This window comes from Novosphingobium sp. Sphag1I (genome assembly GCF_056279125.1).
Genome location: NZ_JBWBQS010000001.1, coordinates 111,021 through 131,928 on the forward strand (window position 1 = coordinate 111,021; position 20,908 = coordinate 131,928).

General features: G+C 63.4%; 18 protein-coding genes and 1 tRNA gene. 9 read left to right on the forward strand and 10 right to left on the reverse strand.

The genetic code is table 11. The annotated features are described in order from the left end of the window. Positions 1-28: 28 nt before the first annotated feature. The 4 genes from ACZ9HU_RS00495 (at position 29) to nusG (ending at position 2,640) form a co-directional block, all read left to right on the forward strand. Positions 29-104: transfer RNA gene (locus ACZ9HU_RS00495), tRNA-Trp, on the forward strand. 158 nt (positions 105-262) lie between these two features. Then, a complete protein-coding gene (locus ACZ9HU_RS00500; RefSeq protein WP_476101076.1) occupies positions 263-1,747 on the forward strand; it encodes a hypothetical protein in 1,485 nt (494 codons plus the stop codon). A 128-nt stretch (positions 1,748-1,875) separates the two neighbouring features. After that, a complete protein-coding gene (gene secE / locus ACZ9HU_RS00505) occupies positions 1,876-2,082 on the forward strand; it encodes a preprotein translocase subunit SecE (protein ID WP_476101078.1) in 207 nt (68 codons plus the stop codon). 21 nt (positions 2,083-2,103) lie between these two features. Then, positions 2,104-2,640, forward strand: coding sequence for a transcription termination/antitermination protein NusG (gene nusG, locus ACZ9HU_RS00510; RefSeq protein ID WP_476101081.1), 537 nt, complete (start codon positions 2,104-2,106; stop codon positions 2,638-2,640). A gap of 368 nt (positions 2,641-3,008) precedes the next feature. Here nusG and nadA read toward each other — a convergent pair whose 3' ends face one another. The 4 genes from nadA to ACZ9HU_RS00530 form a co-directional block, all read right to left on the reverse strand. Continuing rightward, positions 3,009-3,995 (reverse strand): quinolinate synthase NadA, encoded by a 987-nt coding sequence (gene nadA, locus ACZ9HU_RS00515; protein ID WP_476101758.1) that lies wholly within the window; start codon positions 3,993-3,995, stop codon positions 3,009-3,011. Between the two features lie 122 nt (positions 3,996-4,117). Continuing rightward, on the reverse strand, positions 4,118-4,996 hold the full coding sequence (locus tag ACZ9HU_RS00520) for an MBL fold metallo-hydrolase (RefSeq protein ID WP_476101084.1): 879 nt from the start codon (positions 4,994-4,996) through the stop codon (positions 4,118-4,120). Between the two features lie 57 nt (positions 4,997-5,053). Beyond that, a complete protein-coding gene (locus ACZ9HU_RS00525) occupies positions 5,054-5,515 on the reverse strand; it encodes a DUF1465 family protein (protein ID WP_476101086.1) in 462 nt (153 codons plus the stop codon). A gap of 125 nt (positions 5,516-5,640) precedes the next feature. Further along, on the reverse strand, positions 5,641-5,838 hold the full coding sequence (locus tag ACZ9HU_RS00530; protein WP_476101089.1) for a YdcH family protein: 198 nt from the start codon (positions 5,836-5,838) through the stop codon (positions 5,641-5,643). Between the two features lie 451 nt (positions 5,839-6,289). Between ACZ9HU_RS00530 and ACZ9HU_RS00535 the strand changes: the two genes are divergently transcribed. The 5 genes from ACZ9HU_RS00535 to tilS all read left to right on the forward strand — a co-directional run bounded on the left by ACZ9HU_RS00535 (position 6,290) and on the right by tilS (position 12,095). Beyond that, positions 6,290-6,445 (forward strand): YdcH family protein, encoded by a 156-nt coding sequence (locus ACZ9HU_RS00535; RefSeq protein WP_168605653.1) that lies wholly within the window; start codon positions 6,290-6,292, stop codon positions 6,443-6,445. Positions 6,446-6,652: 207 nt separating this feature from the next. Beyond that, positions 6,653-8,956, forward strand: coding sequence for a phosphoenolpyruvate--protein phosphotransferase (gene ptsP, locus ACZ9HU_RS00540; RefSeq protein WP_476101091.1), 2,304 nt, complete (start codon positions 6,653-6,655; stop codon positions 8,954-8,956). 143 nt (positions 8,957-9,099) lie between these two features. Next, a complete protein-coding gene (locus tag ACZ9HU_RS00545; protein ID WP_476101093.1) occupies positions 9,100-10,086 on the forward strand; it encodes a helix-turn-helix domain-containing protein in 987 nt (328 codons plus the stop codon). Positions 10,087-10,194: 108 nt separating this feature from the next. Next, a complete protein-coding gene (locus tag ACZ9HU_RS00550) occupies positions 10,195-11,151 on the forward strand; it encodes a tetratricopeptide repeat protein (protein WP_476101096.1) in 957 nt (318 codons plus the stop codon). A gap of 62 nt (positions 11,152-11,213) precedes the next feature. Then, positions 11,214-12,095, forward strand: coding sequence for a tRNA lysidine(34) synthetase TilS (gene tilS, locus ACZ9HU_RS00555; RefSeq protein ID WP_476101098.1), 882 nt, complete (start codon positions 11,214-11,216; stop codon positions 12,093-12,095). Here tilS and ACZ9HU_RS00560 read toward each other — a convergent pair. The 6 genes from ACZ9HU_RS00560 to zwf form a co-directional block, all read right to left on the reverse strand. Further along, complete coding sequence (locus tag ACZ9HU_RS00560; protein WP_476101100.1) at positions 12,092-12,847, reverse strand: L,D-transpeptidase family protein; 756 nt, start codon at positions 12,845-12,847, stop codon at positions 12,092-12,094. The two genes, tilS and ACZ9HU_RS00560, sit on opposite strands and share 4 nt — an antisense overlap. 158 nt (positions 12,848-13,005) lie before the next feature. Then, positions 13,006-15,774 (reverse strand): phosphoenolpyruvate carboxylase, encoded by a 2,769-nt coding sequence (locus ACZ9HU_RS00565; RefSeq protein WP_476101102.1) that lies wholly within the window; start codon positions 15,772-15,774, stop codon positions 13,006-13,008. Between the two features lie 195 nt (positions 15,775-15,969). Then, positions 15,970-16,608 carry a bifunctional 4-hydroxy-2-oxoglutarate aldolase/2-dehydro-3-deoxy-phosphogluconate aldolase gene (locus tag ACZ9HU_RS00570; RefSeq protein ID WP_476101104.1) on the reverse strand — a complete coding sequence of 213 codons (639 nt, stop codon included), beginning with the start codon at positions 16,606-16,608 and terminating at the stop codon, positions 15,970-15,972. Next, entirely contained in the window at positions 16,605-17,573 is a 969-nt protein-coding gene (locus ACZ9HU_RS00575; RefSeq protein WP_476101107.1) for a glucokinase, read from the reverse strand. Before ACZ9HU_RS00575 ends, ACZ9HU_RS00570 begins: the two co-directional genes overlap by 4 nt. 28 nt (positions 17,574-17,601) lie before the next feature. After that, a complete protein-coding gene (edd, locus tag ACZ9HU_RS00580; protein WP_476101109.1) occupies positions 17,602-19,431 on the reverse strand; it encodes a phosphogluconate dehydratase in 1,830 nt (609 codons plus the stop codon). Between the two features lie 15 nt (positions 19,432-19,446). Next, entirely contained in the window at positions 19,447-20,886 is a 1,440-nt protein-coding gene (gene zwf, locus ACZ9HU_RS00585) for a glucose-6-phosphate dehydrogenase (RefSeq protein WP_476101761.1), read from the reverse strand. Positions 20,887-20,908: the final 22 nt, after the last annotated feature.

The window sequence follows — 20,908 nt, forward strand, 5'->3', positions numbered from 1 at the left end:
ATGCTCCCCTAGAGGCGCTGCACCCTGCAGGAGTGTAGCTCAGTTGGTAGAGCATCGGTCTCCAAAACCGAGGGCCGTGGGTTCGAGTCCCCCCGCTCCTGCCAGGGTATTCATGGAATTTTAGCCGCATCGGCAAATCCATATCCCCCAATAATCGCCGCCGATTTTGTCGTCCCGTCCATCGGGGACTTGCCAATCACCCCCGGTTGGCTAGGGGAGTGGGCAAGGGTCGCTTTTGGGGCATCTTTTCAACATGGGTGTGATGGATTCATCACCGGCGGCGCGCGCGGGTGAGAAGCGGGTTTACTGGTTCTCGGTTCTGCTGGCGCTGGCTTCCTGCTTGCCGGTGCTGGTCGCCCATTATCCGCAAATGAGCGATTATCCGGCCCATCTGGCGCGTTATGCGGTCATGCTGGACGGCGGACGCAGCGCGGATCTTTCGCAATATTACTCGTTCCACTGGGCGTGGACAGGCAATCTGGGTGTGGACATCCTGATCCGCCCCTTCGCCGCGATCTTTGGTCTGGAACTGGGCGGGCGAATCATCACGGGGCTGATTCCGCCGCTGACCGCGCTGGGGCTGATCGCAGTGGATCGGCAATTGCACGGGCGCGTGACGATTGCCTCGCTGCTGGCCATGCCTTTTGCATGGTCGCCGATGATGCTGATCGGCCTGCTCAATTACGCACTGGGTCAGGCGCTGGCGCTGTGGGCCTTTGCGCTTTGGGTGATGCTGGATCGGCATCGGACGATCTGGTGGCTGCGGGCGGCTTTGTTTGTGCCGATCGGTCTGGTGGTCTGGCTGTGCCATTTGTCGGCGTGGGGCGTGCTGGGCGTTCTGCTGTTCGGCTATGAAGTGGGCGCGGCCAAGAGTTTCGGGCGCAGTCGCTGGTGGGCCTTTGTCCGCCCATGGCCGCTGCTGGCGCCTTTGGTGGTGATGGTGCTGGTGCCGGGGACGGCGGGCACGTTCTCCTATGGCCCGTTCTGGTGGATCTATAAGCAGGCGATCTGGCTCAAGGCCATGCGTGATACGGTCTATGCGCTGGATTATCTGTCGCTGGTGGTCGTGGGGCTGGCCTTTCTGCTGGCCGCGGCCATGCGCAGGCTGGATGCGCGGCTGGGCTGGGCGGCGGTCATGCTGTTGATCATGACGATTGCCGTGCCGCGCCATATTTCCGGCGGGGATTATGCCGATTACCGGCTGGTCACGACGGGGTTGATGGTGTGCTGTCTGGCGATTCGCTGGCCTTCGGCGCCGCGCTGGGTCTATGTGCCGGTGGTGATGCTGTACCTGACGCGGCTGTTGATCACGACGCAGGATTGGCACGATGATTCGGCCCGGATGGAAAAGATCATGGCGGCGCTCGACCATGTGCCGCAAGGCGCCCGCGTGGCCAGCGCCGTGCTGGTGACGCGCGAGCAATGGCCGCTCAACCATTTCGAACATATCGGCGCCTATGCGGTGGTGCGCCGCCATGCGTTGGTGAACGCCAATTTCGCGGTGCCCCATGTCCATATGCTGCAATTGAAGCAGGGCGGGCGTGATTTCGACGATCCGTCACAGCGCCTGCTGCTGCATCACACGCAAAAGATCGATCTGGCCAATTTCGCTCCGGCGCAAAAGGCCGACTGGTTGTGGTATGTCGGCGACCGCGAACCCGACACCATGCCCGAAGGCGCGGTGGTCGTCTGGCGGGGCGAGGGCACTTTGCTGGCCAAGCTGAAACCGGCCCCCCTTGCAAAATAAGGCAACTGGGACTAGATCACCGCTATCTCCCGACATCGGAGCCTTGCAAAGCCCCTCCCGGACCTGATCCGGGGCGGCGCGGCGGCAATGGTGAAAGAGGTTTCGGGCTTTGTTCGAGGATCGGTTCGATGGAAGAAAAGAAAGCCAAGGTCTCTCCCGGAGAGTTCTTCAACCAGGTCAAGGTTGAAGCGCGCAAGGTCGTGTGGCCCAGCCGCCAGGAAACCATTCAGACCGGCATCTTCGTCGGCATCCTGATGCTGATCCTTGCGATCTTCTTCCTCGGTGTCGATTCGCTGTTCGGCTACATCGTGCGCACGCTGCTGTCGCTCGCCTAAAAACGCATAGGAAGTGTAAGTATGGCCCGCTGGTATATCATCCACGCCTATTCCGGCTTTGAAAACAAGGTCAAGGAAGCCATTCAGGCCGAAGCCGAACGCCTTGGTCTGGCCCAATTGGTCGAGCAGATCGAAGTGCCCTCTGAACAGGTCACCGAAGTCAAGCGCGGCAAGAAGGTCTCGGTCGAACGCAAGACCATGCCCGGCTACGTTCTGGCCAAGCTGACCATGAATGATGACGTGTACCACCTCGTCAAGAACACCGCCAAGGTCACCGGCTTTCTTGGCCACAATGGCAAGCCGCAGGCGATTTCCGAACGCGATGCGGCCCGCTATTTCGGCCACCGCGAAATCGTCGCCACCACCGTCAAGAAGCACGTTTCGGTCGATTTCGAAATCGGCGATTCGGTCAAGGTGCTCGACGGCCCCTTCAACAGCTTTACCGGCATCGTCGAAGAGCTGGATTTCGACAAGAACCGCGTCAAGGTTTCGGTGTCGATCTTCGGCCGCGCGACGCCCGTCGAACTGGATTTCGAGCATGTCGAACTGGTGAAGTAAGGCTTCTTCCAGTTTTGGCGATTGAAAAGGGCGGGGGATTTTCCTCCGCCTTTTTTGTGTTTTCAGGAAAGAGAAATGCGAGGGTCTAGACCCTCGCGCTCCCATTACTGTCTGCGTTGCATGTCGGGTTCGGCCAAGGGGTGTCGGACGCGGCGTTGAAATGATTAAGCCTGCGGCGCTTATGGCGTAACCTCGCCGCGCCGCAGGCTATAAAATCATCGTCCAAACCCGAGATGGCGAATTTCACGCCACCCCAGTAACGGGATTGCAAAGGGGGGGGGGGGCTTTGTGGTCGCATCGCTGATGCCAAAAACCGGTTCCCACTTTTTGGCGCGATGCTTTGGTCCCTTTGCCCGCCGGAGGCAAAATTACCTTGCCCCCAAATCCCCCATACCAACCGTACCGGCCGCCATCCCCAGCATGCGATCAAGGCTTTCCTTGGCCTTCAGACGCAGCCCTTCCTCGATCTCGATCCGGGGCGAGAGGTCGCGCAGCGAGATGTACAGCTTCTCCATCGTATTCAAAGCCATATAGGGGCAGATGTTGCAGTTGCAGTTGCCGTCCGCGCCCGGCGCGCCGATGAAGGTCTTGTTCGGGATGGCCAGTTGCATCTGGTGGATGATGTGAGGCTCGGTTGCGACGATCAGCGTGTCGGCGGCCATGTCCTTGGCATAGTTCAGGATGCCGCTGGTGGACCCCACGTAATCGGCATGATCGACGATGGTGGGCGGGCATTCCGGGTGGGCCGCGATGGGCGCGCCGGGGTGCTGGGCTTTCAGTTTCAGCAATTCGGTTTCGCTGAAGGCCTCATGCACGATGCACACGCCCGGCCAGAGCAGCATCTCGCGGTCGAACTTGCGCGAGAGATAGCCGCCAAGGTGACGGTCCGGGCCAAAGATGATCTTCTGGTCACGCGGGATCTGGGCCAGGATCTTTTCCGCGCTGGAACTGGTCACGATGATGTCGGACAGCGCCTTCACCTCGGTCGAGCAGTTGATATAGGTGAGCGCGATGTGATCGGGGTGCGCCGCGCGGAAAGCCTTGAACTTTTCGGGCGGGCAGGCGTCCTCAAGGCTGCAACCGGCGTTGAGGTCGGGCAGCACCACGGTCTTTTCGGGCGAGAGGATCTTGGCCACTTCGGCCATGAATTTCACGCCGCAAAAGGCGATGACATCGGCGTCCGTTTCGGCCGCCTTGCGCGACAGTTCCAGCGAATCGCCCACAAAATCAGCCAGATCCTGCAATTCCGGCTTCTGGTAATAATGCGCAAGAATGACCGCATTCTTTTCCTTGCGAAGGCGGTCGATTTCGGCGCGCAGGTCAAGGCCGGCAAGGCTGGCGCTCAGGGCAGTCATCATCACATCCCCTTGGGGTTCATTGTCTCGCCGTCCAGATAGGGATCCTTGCACCGGACCCCAAGGAAAATCTGCAATGGGCGGCGGATTTAACCCGCCATGACCGATGAGGGGCGCGCTGTTCAGCCAGCCAGAATCCAGAGGTCCTCTGAGGCGCCCTGCGATACAAGGCCGCGCTTTTGCAGGTCGAGCAAATGGGCCAGTACCGACCGCCCCGCCGCGCGGTGCAGCCGAACGTCCAGACCGGGGTACATTTGCGTCACCATGATTTCGATCGAGCTGGTGCCTGATTCCAGATGTTTAAGGATCTGGCGTTCGCGCAATCGGCGGTGACCGATCATTCCGCGCACCATCTGTTTGGGCTTGTCAATTTGCGCGCCATGGGCGGGGTAATAGACCCGGTCCTCGCGCTCGTGCAGCTTTTCCAGACTGATCATATAATCGGTCATGTCGCCATCGGGCGGCGAAACGACGGTGGTGGACCAGCCCATCACATGATCGCCGGTAAACAGCGCCCCGCTTTCCAGCAGGGAAAAGCACAAGTGATTGCTGGTATGCCCCGGCGTCGCCACGGCCATCAAAGTTGCAGATGGCAGGCGCACGATATCGCCATCCGCCATAATCGTGTCGGGGCGATAGGACGTGTCAAAGGCCGCATCGGCGCGTGGCCCGTCATCCTCCATGGTCAGTGGGGCGCACCCCATGATGGGCGCGCCGGTGGCGGCGGACAAAGGTGCTGCTCCGGGCGAATGGTCGCGATGCGTATGCGTGCACATGATGGCCAGAACCGGCGCATCGCCAATCGCGTTCAGCAAGGCGTCCAAATGATCGGCATCATCCGGCCCCGGATCGATCACCGCCATCCCGCGTGCATCACCCACCAGATAGGTCTGCGTGCCGGTATAGGTAAACGGGCTGGGATTATTGGCCAAAAGGCGCACCACCAGCGGTTCGAGTCGCTCGGTTTCGCCGGTGGGCCATGGGCGCGGGGGCATATTCATGGCGCAGCCTATGCCGTTTTGCCGCCCCCCTGTCGAGAGTGGCGGCAAGAGGGAGGATCAGGCCACTGCGCTGGCCAGACGGGCGCGCAATTGGTCAAGGGCGCGCGGCGCGCCGGGCGCGGTTTCGCGCCAGCTGCGATCGATGCGCAGCAGGCGTGCATAGAATTCCTCGGTCGCGGCGATCAACGTGCGGATCTTGGGCGAGAGCAGCGCCATCCGATCGGGATCAGCGGCGGGAAAATCGGGCGCCAGTCGGCCATAACGGCGCAATTGAAATTCGGACAGTTCGCCCATGAAATAGGCCCGATGGTTCAAAAGCCACGCCACCGCGTGCATCATGCGCGTCGTGGTGCGCAAGGCCTCGCAAGAGAGGGCGATCCGGGGCGCATCTTCCTGCGTTCCGGTTTCCTCGATGCGGCCCGACAGGTCAAAGGCGGCGCGCACCTCGTCCGACAGGACAAGGGCCTCGCAATAAAGCCCTTCGACGATTCGGGGGTTTATGTTGCTCGTGTGCTTCATGGTGATTTTGGTTAATCAAATGTTACACGTGGCCGCAATGCATCTTGGGGGTAACGCCTATCCCGTTTTGGGACATTCCAGAATCGGCACAACAATCCGGCCCAAATTGTCGAAAAAGATAGCGATTACGCGATGATGTCCGGGATCAGATAATCCTCGATCAACGAAATCTGATCCTTGAGCTTGAGTTTGCGCTTCTTGAGTCGCGCCAGTTGCATCTGGTCGCCTGCGCCCGAAAGGGTGAGCGCATCGATGGCGGCGTCCAGATCGCGATGTTCGATCCGCAGCGCCTCAAGCTTTTTGCGCATTTCCTCTTCGGTCACCAAAACTCGCTCCCGCCAAGGGTATCTAGCCGCTTGGTGCCTTGCTCTAATCGCGCGCGGGCCACGGGGCAAGGGGCCGGATCAATCCGCGATGAAATGAGTGCAAGGGTCGGGTCGTCGATGCTGAAAAACAATTTGCCGTGCTCATAAACGGCTTACCTAAAATTGTCACAATCGCCCCTTCGCAAGCGGGGAAAAGTGTGTTTCCCTTACGTCCTGATCACGGCGATGACAGCGATTCGTCCATGACCGCAGGAGGCATGGACAGCCTGGACCGACCAATGTCGCCGCGATCAGGCGGGCGTCTGCAGCGTCCGGTTAAAAAGGGGGTAGCCTGTGGTTCGTGCCACACGGTCTTTTCCTGCGGCCCGCGCACATGGGCCGGATTAAAAGGTCGCGATGGTTTTGAACCACTTTCAATGGCTTAACAGCCTATGGAGGAGAGTCCAAAATGGAAGCATCCCATATCAACGCCCTGCACAACAAGCACGCCGGTCTGGAACGCCGGATTGCCGAAGAACTGAAAAGTCCCCATCCCGACCCAGCCATGCTTCAGGCGCTCAAGCGCCACAAGCTGCGGATCCGCGACCAGATCGCGCATCATTGACGCAGCATTTCGGCGCAGCATCGATGGGCGGGAAGGCCCCGGCTGACGCCTGAAACCCAACCAACCCAAACAACAATCGACCCGATCCGGTCCTTTGCGCCGGGTCGGGTCTTTGCGCTGTGGCGATGGACCTGATTTTGCACCAACCGGCGCAAAAATAAGGCGCGGTGCATTTGCAAAAACCTGCATTTGGTCTAACCCCAATACATGACCACTGCACCCCTTGGCCCGACTTCGAATTCCAGCGCGGTGGCGGCCGCGCGCACCATTCTGACGCGTCTGCACGAAGTGATGGCGTCACGCAGTCATGCACAGGCCAAATTGAACACCGTGGTCGAAGTGATCGGCGAAAGCCTGCACAGCGAGGTCTGCTCGATCTATCTGCTGCGCGAAGGGATGCTCGAACTTTTCGCAACGCGCGGCTTGGCGCAGGAAGCGGTCCACGTCACCCGCATGGCGATTGGCGAAGGGCTTGTCGGCACCATCGCCTCGCGCGCGGAAACGCTCAATCTGGCCGAGGCGACCGCGCACCCGGACTTTTCATACCGCCCCGAAACGGGCGAGGACAAGTTCCACTCCTTTGCCGGCGTTCCGATTGTGCGCCGCGAACGTTGTGTCGGCGTGGTCTGTGTCCAGCATGTCGATCCGCGCCGCTATGAAGAGGTCGAGATCGAGGCGTTGCAAACCGTCGCCATGGTCCTGTCCGAACTGATCGCCAATGCTGATCTGGTGGACGAGGAAGAGGCCGCCGGTCTTGCCGCAGCATTGACCGGGCCGGAGCAGATGCGCGGGCTGACGCTGGTCAAGGGGCTGGCCAGCGGAGTGGCCGTCTATCACCAGCCGCGCATCAACATCGAACATATCGTCGCCGAGGATACCGAGGCCGAGCGTCAGCGCGTTTACCTCGCCTTTGACAAGATGCGCGAACAGATCGACCGCATGGCGTCGCAGGCCGAGTTCGGCAGCGGGGGTGAGCATGATGAGGTGCTCGATACCTATAAGATGTTCGCCTATGACGAAGGCTGGAGCCGCCGCATCAACGAGGCGATCGATTCCGGCCTGACCGCAGAGGCCGCGATCGAGCGCGTGCAGCAGCGCACCCGTATGCGGATGCGCCAGATCGACGACCCGCTGCTGGCCGACCGGATGCACGATCTGGAGGATCTCTCCAACCGCCTGCTGCGCATCGTGTCGGGCCAATTGGGTACGGCGGCCAGCATGGGCCTGCGTCAGGACGCCATCCTGATTGCGCGCAACCTTGGCCCTGCCGAACTGCTCGAATATGACAAGCGTCGCCTGAAGGGTGTGGTGCTGGAAGAAGGTTCGTTGACCGCGCATGTGGTGATCGTGGCGCGGGCGATGGGCATTCCGGTGCTGGGCCGTGTCAAATCTTTGCGGGGCAAGGTGCGCGAAGGCGATCAGATCCTGCTCGACGCGGATCAGGCGCTGGCCTTTGCGCGGCCCACCCGCGACATGGCGATCGCCTTTGACGAACGCTATGCAAAGAATCGCGAAAAGCAGGCCAAATATGCCGCTTTGCGCGATGTTGTGCCGATCACGCTGGATGGCGAACGCATTGCGGTCAACATCAACGCGGGCCTGCGCGAGGATATGCCCAACCTGCAATTGACGGGCGCGGATGGCGTGGGCCTTTACCGCACCGAGTTTCAGTTCCTGGTTTCCGCGACCCTGCCCAATCGTGAGCGCCAGACGCGGCTCTATCGCGAAGTGCTGGAATCGGCGGCGGGCAAGCCTGTGGTGTTCCGCACCGTCGACATCGGTGGGGACAAGAGCCTGCCCTATCTGCGCCATGACGAGGATGGCGAGGAGGAAAACCCGGCGATGGGTTGGCGCGCGCTGCGCCTTGCTCTCGAACGCGACAGCCTGCTCAAGGTTCAGGCCCGCGCCTTGCTCGAGGCTTCGGCGGGACGTGTGTTACAGGTCATGTTCCCGATGATTTCCGAACCATGGGAATTTGACGCCGCCAAGGCCGTGTTCGAGGGACAGCTCGCCCATTTGCGCAAGCTGGGCAAGACGCTGCCCGAAGCGGTCAAATATGGCGCGATGCTTGAAGTGCCCGCACTGGCCGAGGTGCTGGATATTTTGCTGCCCAAACTGTCGTTCCTGTCGATCGGAACAAATGACCTGACGCAGTTCCTGTTTGCCGCCGACCGTTCGAACCCCAAACTGGCCGAGCGTTACGACTGGCTTTCGCCCGCGATCCTGCGTTTCCTGCGTCGTATCGTGGCCCAGGGGCACGCGCATAATGTGCCCATGACCGTTTGCGGCGAAATGGGCGGGCGGCAACTGGAGGCGCTGGCTTTGCTGGGCGTGGGTATCCGCCGTTTGTCGATCACGCCTGCGGGCGTCGCGCCGATCAAGGACATGGTGCGCCGGGTCAATTTGTCCGAAATCCAGACCGCCATGGCCGGCTGGCTGGCCCAGCCGCCCGCCAACCTGCGTGAGGAAATGACCGCATGGGCGGCCCAGCGAGGGTTGATCGGCGATTGACGGAATGGGGCGGCACCATGGCGGGACTGCGTAATCGGGCGCAATATGCCTGTTAACCGACGCACATGGTGTCCATGCCTGTTGACTTTCCAAAACTTCCAGCGTTCTGTCCGGCGCGGGACGCATAGGATATCACGATTGTCATGAGTGCAGACGAGTCAGATTTCACCACCCCAACCAGCAGCTTGCCCGTCACCGCGGGACAGCGGTTGGCGGCCGCACGCAACGCGGCCGGGCTGAGCCTGGCGGAACTGTCTGCGCGGACCAAAATCAGCGAACGCCATCTGGGCGCGCTGGAGTCGGGCGATTTCGCGGCCCTGCCGGGGCGCACCTATGTTTTCGGCTTTACCCGCACCTTTGCCAAGAGCGTCGGGCTGGACCCGGCGGAATTGGCCGCCGCGATGGGGCGCGATTATTCGCGCTCGGCGCCCGAACCTGATCTGTCGGCCTCGGTGGCCTTTGCACCGGGCGATCCGGCGCGCGTGCCGTCGTCGCGCTTTGCATGGATGGCCGGTTTTGTGCTGCTGGTGGCGGCGGTCGCTGGCTTCATCTGGTGGCAGAACAATTCGACGCCCACCGACAACCTGCCCTCGCTGATCCCCGATGAAGTGCCCAGCGCCGTGCCGAGCGAGGCCGCCTCGGCCGCCGCCAGCGCCGCGCCCAGCGAAGCCGCATCCGCCGCGCCCACCGGCCCGGTCGTCCTGACCGCGCAGATGGACAAGCTGTGGATCAAGGTGTCCGACGCCAATGGCAAGCAGTTGATCCAGAAGCAGCTGGCCATGGGGGAAACCTACACCCTGCCCGAAGATGCCGCCGAGCCTCGCGTGTGGACCGGCCGCCCGGACAAGCTGGCCATCACCATCGGCGGTCAGGAAGTGCCTCCGATCAGCAAGGTGCCCGAAATCGTCAAGAATGTGCCGATTTCCGCCGCCGCCCTGCTGGCCCGCGGCAAGGTGGAGGCGAGTGCAACGCCCGCCGCAACCCCGGCGGCCAGCCCGATTCCCGGCGCGACCGCCACGCCTGTCGCCGCAACGCCGCGCCCGGTTCGCCGCTATCCCCGCCCGCGCCCCTCTGCCAATGCCGAGGCCGCGCCCGTGGCCGCAACCACGCCATCCACCGTTACGCCCTGACCCCCTCTCGACATCAGGGGGCTGCTTGCGGCACTGTGCGAACGGGGCATGGAACAACCGATGATCTAGGCCGCCTGTGATCGGGCGCGCCATGGGAGTTGAAGAAAGATGATGTACAAGCAGCGGATCAGGCTGGCCGGCGTTGCGCTGGCGGCCTTGCTCTGGACCGGCAGCGCCATTCCGGCGCAGGCGCAGGAAGGCACCGTGGGCGAAATCCGCATCCGCAAACTGGAGGCCGAAGTACGGGCGCTTCAGCGGCAGGTGTTCCCCGGCGGCGATACCAAGCTGTTTGGACAGCAGGCCGCCAACACGCCGGTAAACCCGGCCCCCGGCCCCGCCGAAGCGACCGGCCCGGTGGCCCCGGCGGCCAATACGGCGCTGACCGACATTCTGGCCCGACTTTCGGCGGTGGAGGCGCAGAACGCCCGCCTGACCGCGCAGGTCGAGGAATTGTCGAACCATGTGCGTCAATTGGACGCCGCCCGCGCGGCCGCCAATGCGCCGGTGGAACAGGCCGCGGCCACCAATGCGCCCGAACCGGCGCCGCCTGTGGCCTCTGAACCCGCGCCCGCGCCGCGCCCGGCGGCAACACGCCCGGCGCCGACCCCGGCACCTGCCGCCGCTCCGGCCAGCCGGGTTGCGGCGGTCAAGGCGATTGCCAAGCCTTCAACGGGTGACGCGGGCGAGGATGAATATTCCTATGGCTATAAGCTGTGGGAAGCCAAATTCTATCCCGAGGCGCAGCAGCAGCTGAAGCTCTATCTGGACCAGTATCCCAAGCACAAGCGCGTGAGCTATGCGCGCAACCTGCTTGGCCGCGCCTATCTGGACGATGGCAAGCCGCGTGAAGCAGCGCCCTGGTTCCTTCAGAACTATCAGGCCGACAAGAAGGGCGCCCGTGCGTCTGACAGCCTGCTCTATCTGTCGGCTGCGATGATTGAGCTGAAGGATATCAACCGCGCCTGTATCGCTCTGGGCGAATTTGCCGATGGTTATCCCGCCGATGCGGGGGGGCGTTTGAAATCGGTCTATGACGGCATTCGTGCCAAGGTAAAGTGCAACTGATCGCGGATCGTTTCACAAAAGACCTGGCGCAAGTCTGGCCCGAGGGCGCGCGTGACCCCCACTTGAAACTGGGGATCGCGGTGTCCGGCGGGCCGGATTCGCTGGGGCTTTTGCTCTTGGCTGCGGCGGCACGGCCCGGTGGGGTTTTGGCCGCGACGGTCGACCATGGTTTGCGCGTGGAAAGCGCGGGTGAGGCGGCGCAGGTGGCCGCGATCTGTCGCGATCTGAACGTGCCGCATCAAACGCTTTCCGTCACGGTTGAACCCGGCAATGTCCAGTCCGAGGCCCGCGCCGCCCGCTATGCCGCTCTGTCCGGCTGGATGGAGCGGGAGGGGATTGCCGCGCTGGCCACGGCGCATCATGCCGACGATCAGGCCGAAACGCTGGTGATGCGCCTTAACCGGGCCAGCGGTGTGGCGGGCCTTGCCGGGGTGCGTGAACGCGGCTGGGTGCCGGGGGGCGAACATTTGCTGATCCGGCCTGTTCTGGGCTGGCGGCGGGCCGATCTGGCGGCTGTGGTGGCGCAGGCGGGGCGGAGCGCGGCCGATGATCCGTCGAACCGCAACACCGCCTTTGACCGTGTTCGCGTGCGTCAGGCCTTGGCGGGGGCGGATTGGATCGACGTTGGCGCGTGGGCGCGCAGTGCGGAAAATCTGGCCGATGCGGATGCTGCGCTCGATTGGGCGGCGGATCGTGAATATGGCGCGCGGGTGGTGCGCGAAGGGCTGGGCGTCAACTATCGCCCCGCCGCCCCGCGCGCGATTGCCATGCGCGTCATCGCCCGGATTGTCGAAGAGATCGACGGCAGCCCTCCACGCGGGACCACGGTGGCACGGGCGTTTGAAAGCCTTCTGGCGCGGCAACCGGTGTCGATCGGCGATGTCATTGCCCGCCCCGGACCCGGCGTGTGGAGCTTTATGAAGGCCCCCAAACGCCGCGCTTAATCAACAAGCGAGTCCCCAAGCCCGACCTGTTTGCCCCGCGTGATATAGACCTTGTCGCCGATATGGACCTCGCCAAATACCTTTTTCGCGAATTCCAGCGGGACGCCGATACAGCCATGGCTGGCAAAACCGTTGCGCACATTGGTGGCGTGGATCGTGATGCCGTCATTGGTCAGACGCATCATATAGGGCATGGGCGCGTCATACAGGTTCGAGACGTGGTTCCTGTCCTTCTGGCTGATCGGAAACACGCCGGTGGGTGTCGGCTTTTCCTGCGTGCCCAAAAGGACGGCGGTGGCGCCGATTTCAAACCCGTTGCGGAATACCGACAGCACCCGCGCCTCCAGATCGACGGTGATGACCAAGGCGCCGGGGGGCACGCCATCCTCGTCCCATATCCATTGGCCATATTTGATCGGCCCGGAAATGGGCAGTATGCGCCGGATGACAAAGCGGCGGTCGGTGGGCGATGGGGTTGATGCGGGCATGACGCCGCCGCCCTTGCCGGGGCTGCGCATGCCGATGGTGGTGGCGGGCGTGTCGAAGCTGACCCCGCTGGCCGAGGCATAGGGATCGGGTAGGCCGGGCAATTGATGCGCCAGATGGGGCCGCGCCGCGATGACGACATCACGGGGCAAATGGGCGGTGCCGCGGCGTTCATCCGCCTCGATCAGCGCCAATCCGGCCAGTACGGCCAGGCCCAGCCCCCCCACCACGATCAGCGCACGCGGCGCCCCATAGGGATCGCGCATAGATTCAGGATGGGCGCCGACAGGCATGGGGACAGACTCACGAGCAAGGTTAAACGCTATGGTTAAAAATGCGTTACCTTGGCCGTGAATGCTAGGGGGGTGAGTGCCCCTGTGTCAGGATGGGACAGGCAGCAAACCCGCCCCATCCTGTTCAGAGATCAGCCGTGGGCGCCAAATTCATTGGCAATCGCCGTGCCGATGCGCAGGGCAAGGCCATAGGCGCGCTCGATCGGTTCGATATAGTCGCGGCGGATGACGCCATAACCATGGGCGGCGTCATCGGGGTAATCGGCCGGTTCATCCACCCGGAAATCGTCCAGGCTGGGGAAGCTGGTCGGGAAGGCGCGGCGCAGTTGCGCCAGCGCATCGTCGATGCGCAGCGTGAACACCATTTCCAGCACGTCCTCACGCGCAATGTCATTGGCGCGGCTGAATTGCGGCACCATGACCACGCGCAGGAACATATGCTGGAACAGCGCCAGGCGCAGCGCCTGAAGTACGCCGATCATCCGGCGGGTATGTTCGCGGTCGGGCAAAGGCGCCTCGTCCGGGATCAGCGCCAGAAGACGGTGTAATTTCAGCGCATCGACCCGCAGCCGCGTCGAGAGGCGGCGGAACACGCCCGCCCGATCATCGCCCGTCAGATATTCGGCCAGCGCGAGGCAGCCCTCGGAAATATGATCCTCATGCCCGCGATAGGGGCGGCTGGCCCAATAGGCGCTGTTGAACAGTTCGCCAAAGGCGGTCAGCGTCTTGATGCTGGCCAAAGCATTGGCGGCGCGGACAAGCCGCACGATCTGACGCCCGCGTGCCGAGGAGCGAAGGAGGCTGGCCAGTTCCTCATAATTGCCCTCGGCCGCGCTGCCCGCCCCGGCGATGATGTTCACCGGATAGCCCAGCTGTTGCAGTACCGCATTATGCGGGATCGCGCGGATTTGGCGCAGCGACATGGTGCGGTCGGAGGAAACGTCGCTCTGGCGGCGGCTCTTGCGGCTGCCGGTGTCGTTGAGCAGGCCAAGCCCGAAAGCGGTCAGCGCACGGCTGTAGGTGCTGCTCGACAGGTGCTGCTGCTGGACCCGGCGGATCGCGCGATAGAAGTCGAGGGACAGGTCCGTGCGGCGATAGAACGGGTCGGTCGGCGCATAGGGATCGGTTTCGGCAGGGGCCAGTTCGATAAAGCGCGTGAGCGTGGCCAGCGCCAGTTCCTCGCTGCCGAAGAACAGATAGCCGTCGCCGCCCTGAAAGCTGACTTCGGGTTCAAGCCGGATGCCCGCCCGCACGAAACGGCGGCGTGCCCATGGCGACAAAGGCCATGCCAGACGGTCCGCCATGCTGGCGGGATGAGCGCCGCGGCCCATGCTTTCGCCGTGTGTGTTAAAGATCAGCGCGGAAACGTCCGACAACTGGTTGGCGGTCATCGCCTCGGCCAGGCGCCCCTGAAGGCGTTCGATGGCCAGCGCCGCAGGGATTTGCCCCACAAAGCGCCCGGCATCGGAAAAGCCGGTCTGGATCGACACACGGCCACGTCCGCGCGCATAGGCCCGGTACGCCGGTTCGGCCAGCAGCGCATCAAGGAAGCGCCCACCATGTTCCAGCGCGGTTTCCGTCTCGAACAGGGGGGACACGTCCACCTTGTCCTCAATCCCGAACAGCTTGGCGAAATAGAGCGCGGCCAGCATCGTGGTGGGCTGTTCGCATTCGGCGACCAGCATGCGGATCGGCGTGTCGGCGTCCACATGGTGCAGGATCTGCGCCATGGTCAGGAACAGGCGGATCGCGGTGCTGTTTTCAATCGCCAGTGCGGCAAAATTGGTGCGCAAAACCTTGGCCGTGGCCAGCAGCTCGCGCATCTTGACCAGCGCGGCCTGGCTGGCCAGATCGAGGCGGCCATCAGGATCGATGCGGCGGCGGATGGCGTTTTGCAACTGGCTGGAATTCACGCGGAAATGCACCCAGCCCATGCCCAGCCCATCGGCCTGCATCGCGGCCACGGTGGTCAGCAGCACTTCGGCCACATCATCATCGGCGGTGGCGGCCATTGCCTCCAACTCGGCAATGATGCCCGACAGGCTGGTCATCTTGGCCGGATGATCGGCGGTCAGCGTGTTGGCGGCCTCGGACAGGGTCGCCGGGTCTTTCATGTCGCGCCCGAACAACGCGGCCATTTCCTCGGCCCGCTCGGCCCCGGCCAGCAGGCGCGTGGCGATGTCGGGCGCGGCCTCGGCCAGATCGGCGGCATAGGCCGACAGGCGCTGGGCCTTTTCCATCAGGCGATAGCGGATGCAGGTGTTCCAGCCGATGTCGGTCCGCCCGTCCATGTCGTAACCGACCCACGAGGCAAAGCGGATCGGCATCGGGCGCAACGCCCGCCATTGCTGGGGCCAACGGGCGCGGGCGGTGTTGAACAGCGTCTGGGTGATCTTCGCCCTTGCGCTATGCCCGCGCGCAATGGCGGCCAGCGCGGCGTCATGTTCGGTGTCCAGCGTGATCGTGTCGCGCGTGGCATTGGCGGCGCAGGTGGCCGGGCCGAAATCGCCCGCGCTGGCCGCTTGGGCGACGGTGCCGGTCTGGGCCTTGTTCAACAGGAAAGTGGGGTGGGCGGTAAAGACGATATGCGCCGCCGGACGGCCCCAGCGCGTGGCGAAACTGGCAAAATCGCCGGTTTCGGCGTGACCTTTGACGCGGGCGATATTGGCTTCCGGTTCGACCGGTTCGATCAAGCGGTGCAGGCGGCGCGCGCGGGCCTGAAGCCCTTCGCATTCCAGTTCGGCCACCATCGTCTCGACCTTGTCCAGGCCAAGCTCGCCATTTTCAATCTGGCGCGACAGTTCCAGCGAGAGCTGGAACACCGGATTGAACAGCGGCGTTTCTTCGGTGGTGGCGTGCAGATCCTGCAAACGCTGCGAAAGGGCGGCAATCTCGCTCATCTTTACTCGACACTCCCAGTAAGGCGTCTGTCCCGGCCTTTGCCGCCACTCCCTTTTATGTTTTGCCCATGACTATGCCATGATTGGCGGGCAGGGGAAGGGGGCTGCAAAAAGGCGCAGACGAATTTGGTTTGATTATGGGCAATGGGGAAATGTCTGCCCGCGCCGATGGCTTGCGCGGGCAGGGTATCATATTCAGGCCTTAAGCGCCGCAGCCGCGCTGGCCGCCGCCGTAATCGCGGCGGCATCGGCGCCCTTGGACACCATCCAACTGCCGCCCACGCACAGCACTTGCGGCAGGGCCAGATAGTTGGGCGCCGTGGCCAACGTGATGCCGCCCGTGGGGCAGAAACGGGCCGAACCAAAGGGACCGGCAATGGCCTTGAGCGCGCTCACGCCGCCGCTGGCTTCGGCGGGGAAGAACTTGAAGCGGTTGAGGCCCAGATCCATGCCCAGCATGATGTCGGCAGCATTCGCCGTGCCGGGAAGGAAGGGGATGCCGGCCGCAACCGCAGCTTCACCCAGACGCGGGGTCAGGCCCGGCGAAACGATGAATTCCGACCCTGCGTCCATCGCGGCGGCCAGATCGTCGGGGTTCAGCACCGTGCCCGCGCCGACAATCGCGCCGGGGACCTGCTTCATCGCGCGGATCGCGTCCAGCGCGCAGGGCGTGCGCAGCGTGACTTCCAGCACTTTGAGGCCACCGGCCACCAACGCTTCGGCAAGCGGCACCGCATCGTCCAGATTGTCGATCACCAGCACCGGGATGACCGGCGCGGTGCGCATGATGGCATCGATCTTGGCGGAGGCGGGGGTAGGGGCATCGCTCATCATGCATGTTCCTTTTGAAAGGCGGCGGCCGCGCCAAGCAGGCCCGGCTGGGGATGGGTAATCAGCTTGACCGGCAGGCTGGCCATCAGGCTTTCAAAGCGGCCCTTGGCGCGGAATCTTTCGGCAAAGCCGGAGGAGAGGATCGTGTCCTTGATGCGCAGGCCAAGCCCGCCCGCAATCACGACCGAGGAACCGCCCTGCGCCAGCGCCAGATCGCCCGCCGCCGAACCCAGCGACAGACAGAAACGGTCAATCGCGGCCGCCATCAGCGTGTCTTCGCCTGCGGCGCCCTTGGTCCAGATGGTGCGGTCGTCGGTATGCACGATGGGCCGCTGTTCCAGCGCGGCCAGCGTTTCGTAAATATCGACAATCGCCGGGCCCGACACCACACGCTCCACCGAAACGCGGCGGTGACGCTGGCGCAGGCGGGCCAGAATGGCGTCCTCCACCGCGTCAAGCGGCGGAAAGTCGAGATGGCCGCCTTCGGTTGCCTGAACGTGATAGAAGCCGTTGCCGTCGCGCCACACATGCGCCACGCCAAGCCCGGTGCCCGGACCCACAATGGTGATCGTCCCGCTGGCAGGCAGGGGGACGTCAGGGCCGGTCAGATGCTGGAAATGCTCTTCGTCTGCACGCGCCACTGCATGACCCACTGCGCCAAAGTCATTGACGATGGTGACCTTGTCCACGCCCAGCCGTTCGGGCAACTGGTCCGGGCGGATAACCCACGGGTTGTTGGTGAAACGGATCAGTTCACCGCCCACCGGCCCCGCCACCGCCAGAGCCACCGCACGCGGCAGATTCCGGCCCGAAATCTGGGCGAAATGTTCCCATGCCGTTTCGAAACTGGCATGTTCGATGGTTTTCAGCGTGGCCGGTTCGCCCAGTGTGATCGCGCCATCATCGCCGATCGTGGCGATGGTAAAGCGCGCGTGGGTGCCACCAATATCTACCGAAACTAATTCCATAATCCCCTCCGTCGCCAAGCCTTTAGCGTTAAAGGCCGGCGAGCGCCAGCATGGCCGATCCACCCTTTTCGGCACCATCGGCTCCGGCGCGGAACATCGCGAACAATTCGCGGCCCACACCCATGGCCGCAGGCGGCGCGGCGGCAGGCGTGCGGCCCGAAAGGTCCGCCTTGATTTCCAGCGTGCCGCTTTCCGCACAGACGCGAATGACATCGCCATTCTGCACATAGGCCAGCGGGCCGGACTGACCCGACGCATCGGCCAGAGCTTCGGGTGTGACGTGGATGGCGGCGGGCACCTTGCCGCTCGCGCCCGACATGCGGCCGTCGGTGACCAGCGCCACCTTGAAGCCCTTGTCCTGAAGCACGCCGAGCGGCGGGGTCAGCTTGTGCAATTCGGGCATGCCATTGGCGCGCGGCCCCTGGAAACGCACGACGACAACACAGTCGCGTTCCAGTTCGCCCGCCTTAAACGCGGCCTGCACTTCTTCCTGGCTGTTGAACACCAGCGCGGGGGCCTCGATGGTCCAGCGTTCCTTTTCCACCGACGAGGACTTGAACGTCGCACGGCCCAGATTGCCCTGAACCAGACGCATCCCGCCATCGGGCTGGAACGGCTGCGCCACGGTGGACAGCATCGCCGGATCATGGCTGACGGTGGGCGCGGGGCGGAAAGACAGCGCATCGCCGTCCAGATAAGGCTCGGTGGCATAGGCGGTAAAACCGCCCTCGGCCACGGTCAGGATGTCGCCATGGCACAGGCCAGCGCCCAGCAATTCGCCGATGACATAGCCCATGCCGCCCGCCGCGTGGAAATGGTTCACGTCGCCCGATCCGTTAGGATAGACGCGCGCGATCAGCGGAACGACGCTGGAGAGTTCATCCAGATCCGCCCAGTCGATCAGCACGCCCGCCGCCCGCGCCATCGCGGGCAGGTGGATCGCGTGATTGGTGCTGCCCCCGGTGGCCAGCAGGCCGATGCAGGCGTTCAGGATCGCCTTTTCATCGACCACTTCGCCCATCGGGCGCGGATCGGCGCCCTTGCGGCTGATTTGCGTCAGGCGATGGACGGCGGCGCGGGTCAACTGGCTGCGCAGCGGGGTGTTGGGCGGCACAAAGCTGGAGCCGGGCAATTGCAGGCCCATCATTTCCATCATCATCTGATTGGAATTGGCCGTGCCATAAAAGGTGCAGGTGCCCGGCGAGTGGTAGGACCCCATCTCGCTCTTCAGCAATTCCTCGCGGCCAACCTTGCCCTCGGCGTAAAGCTGGCGGGTCTTCTGCTTGTCCTTGTTGGCGATGCCGCTGGGCATCGGGCCGCTGGGAATGAAGATCGAGGGCAGATGGCCAAAGCGCAACGCGCCGATCACCAGACCCGGCACGATCTTGTCACAGATGCCCAGAAGAGCGGTGCTGTCAAACACCGCATGCGAAAGCGAAACGGCGGTCGAAAGCGCAATCGTGTCGCGGGAAAAGAGCGAGAGTTCCATCCCGTCCATGCCCTGCGTCACGCCGTCGCACATGGCCGGAACGCCGCCCGCGACCTGTGCGGTGGCGCCCACTTCGCGGGCATAGATCTTCATCGCATCGGGGAAACGCGCATAGGGCTGATGCGCGGAAAGCATGTCATTATAGGCCGTGACGATGCCGATGTTCTGGGCACGGGTGAAGGCCAGCGTCTTCTGGTCCTCGACCGCGCCGGCATAGGCATGGGCAAGGTTGGAACAGCCATAGGCCGAACGGTCCCCATGGCGGTCGGTTTCGCGCGCCATCAGGTCGAGATAGGCGCTGCGGGTCGCCTTGGATCGCTCGATTACGCGCTGCGTCACGCGGGCGATAGTGGGGTGCAGTTCGGCCATGGTTCTTGTCCTATCTTATTCGTGCCAGGCCACGCCATCCTTGGCGGCAAGAGCGATGGCCGCCGTCGGCCCCCAGCTGCCTGCGCCATAGGGATTGGGCGTGATGCCATTGTCGGTCCACACCTTGCGGACGCCGTCGATCCATGCCCATTGCGCCTCCACCTCGTCACGGCGGACGAAGAGCGTCTGGTCGCCCTCGATCAGGTCGAGCAGCAGGCGTTCATAGGCAATGCGCTTGGTCGGCCCGGCAAAGGCGTCTTCCATGCGGATGTCGAGCGGCACCTCGCGCAGGCGCACGCCGCCGCGATCCAGACCCGGCACCTTGGCATTCATGGTGAAGGTGATGTTTTCCTCCGGCTGAATGCCGATGATCAGCCGGTTGGGCTGGGTGATCGCGCCGCGCTGGGCAAACATCGAATGGGGCACGGGGCGGAACTGGACGACGATTTCGGTCGTGCGCTTGGGCAAACGCTTGCCGGTGCGCAGATAGAACGGCACGCCCTTCCAGCGCCAGTTGTCGATATGCGCCTTGATCGCAACAAAGGTTTCGGTGGCCGAAGGCTTTTCCAGTTCGTCGGCATAACCGGGGACCGAAGCGCCGTTGATCGCGCCCGCGCGGTACTGACCGGTCACGGTGTCGCCCGCGGCCACGGTGCGCAGGCTGCGCAGAACCTTGGTCTTTTCACCGCGAATGGCGGCCGGATCGAAACGGCTGGGCGGCTCCATCGCGACAAGGGCGAGGAGTTGCAGCATATGGTTCTGCACCATATCGCGCAGCGCGCCCGCGCCGTCGTAAAAGCCCACGCGCCCTTCGAGGCCCACGGTTTCGGCCACGGTGATCTGGACATGCTCGATATAGTGCGAATTCCAGATCGGCTCGAACAGAATATTGGCAAAGCGCAGCGCCAAAAGGTTCTGGACCGTTTCCTTGCCCAGATAGTGGTCGATGCGGAAAATGCGGTCTTCGGGAAAGGCCGAGGCCACCGCGTCATTGATATGACGGCTGGTGTCCAGATCCGTGCCCAGCGGCTTTTCAAGGCCGATGCGGCTGGTGGCGTCGGCCAGACCGCTGGCCTGAAGCCCCGCGATGGTGGGTTCAAACAGCCCCGGCGCGGTCGAGAGGAAGATCGCCAGACCATCCTGACGCGGCCCGACCTTGGCGGCCAGATCGGCAAATTGCGCGGTCTGGTTGGCGTCCAGCGACTGATAGGTCAGGCGCTGAAGAAAGCTGGGGATCGCGTCCTTGCGGTATTCCGGCAGGAACTTGTTCAGCGCATCGGCGGCGAAATTGCGAAAGCCATCGTCATCCAGGTCCGAACGGGCCGTGCCGATGATGTTGAGCTTTTCCGGAACCAGAGCATCGGCATGCAGCGCGCACAGCGAGGGCAGCAACATACGCTGCGAAAGATCGCCGGTGGCGCCAAACAGCAGCAGCTTGTCGGCGGTAAAGCTCATCGATGGAGTCCCCTCGGGTGTC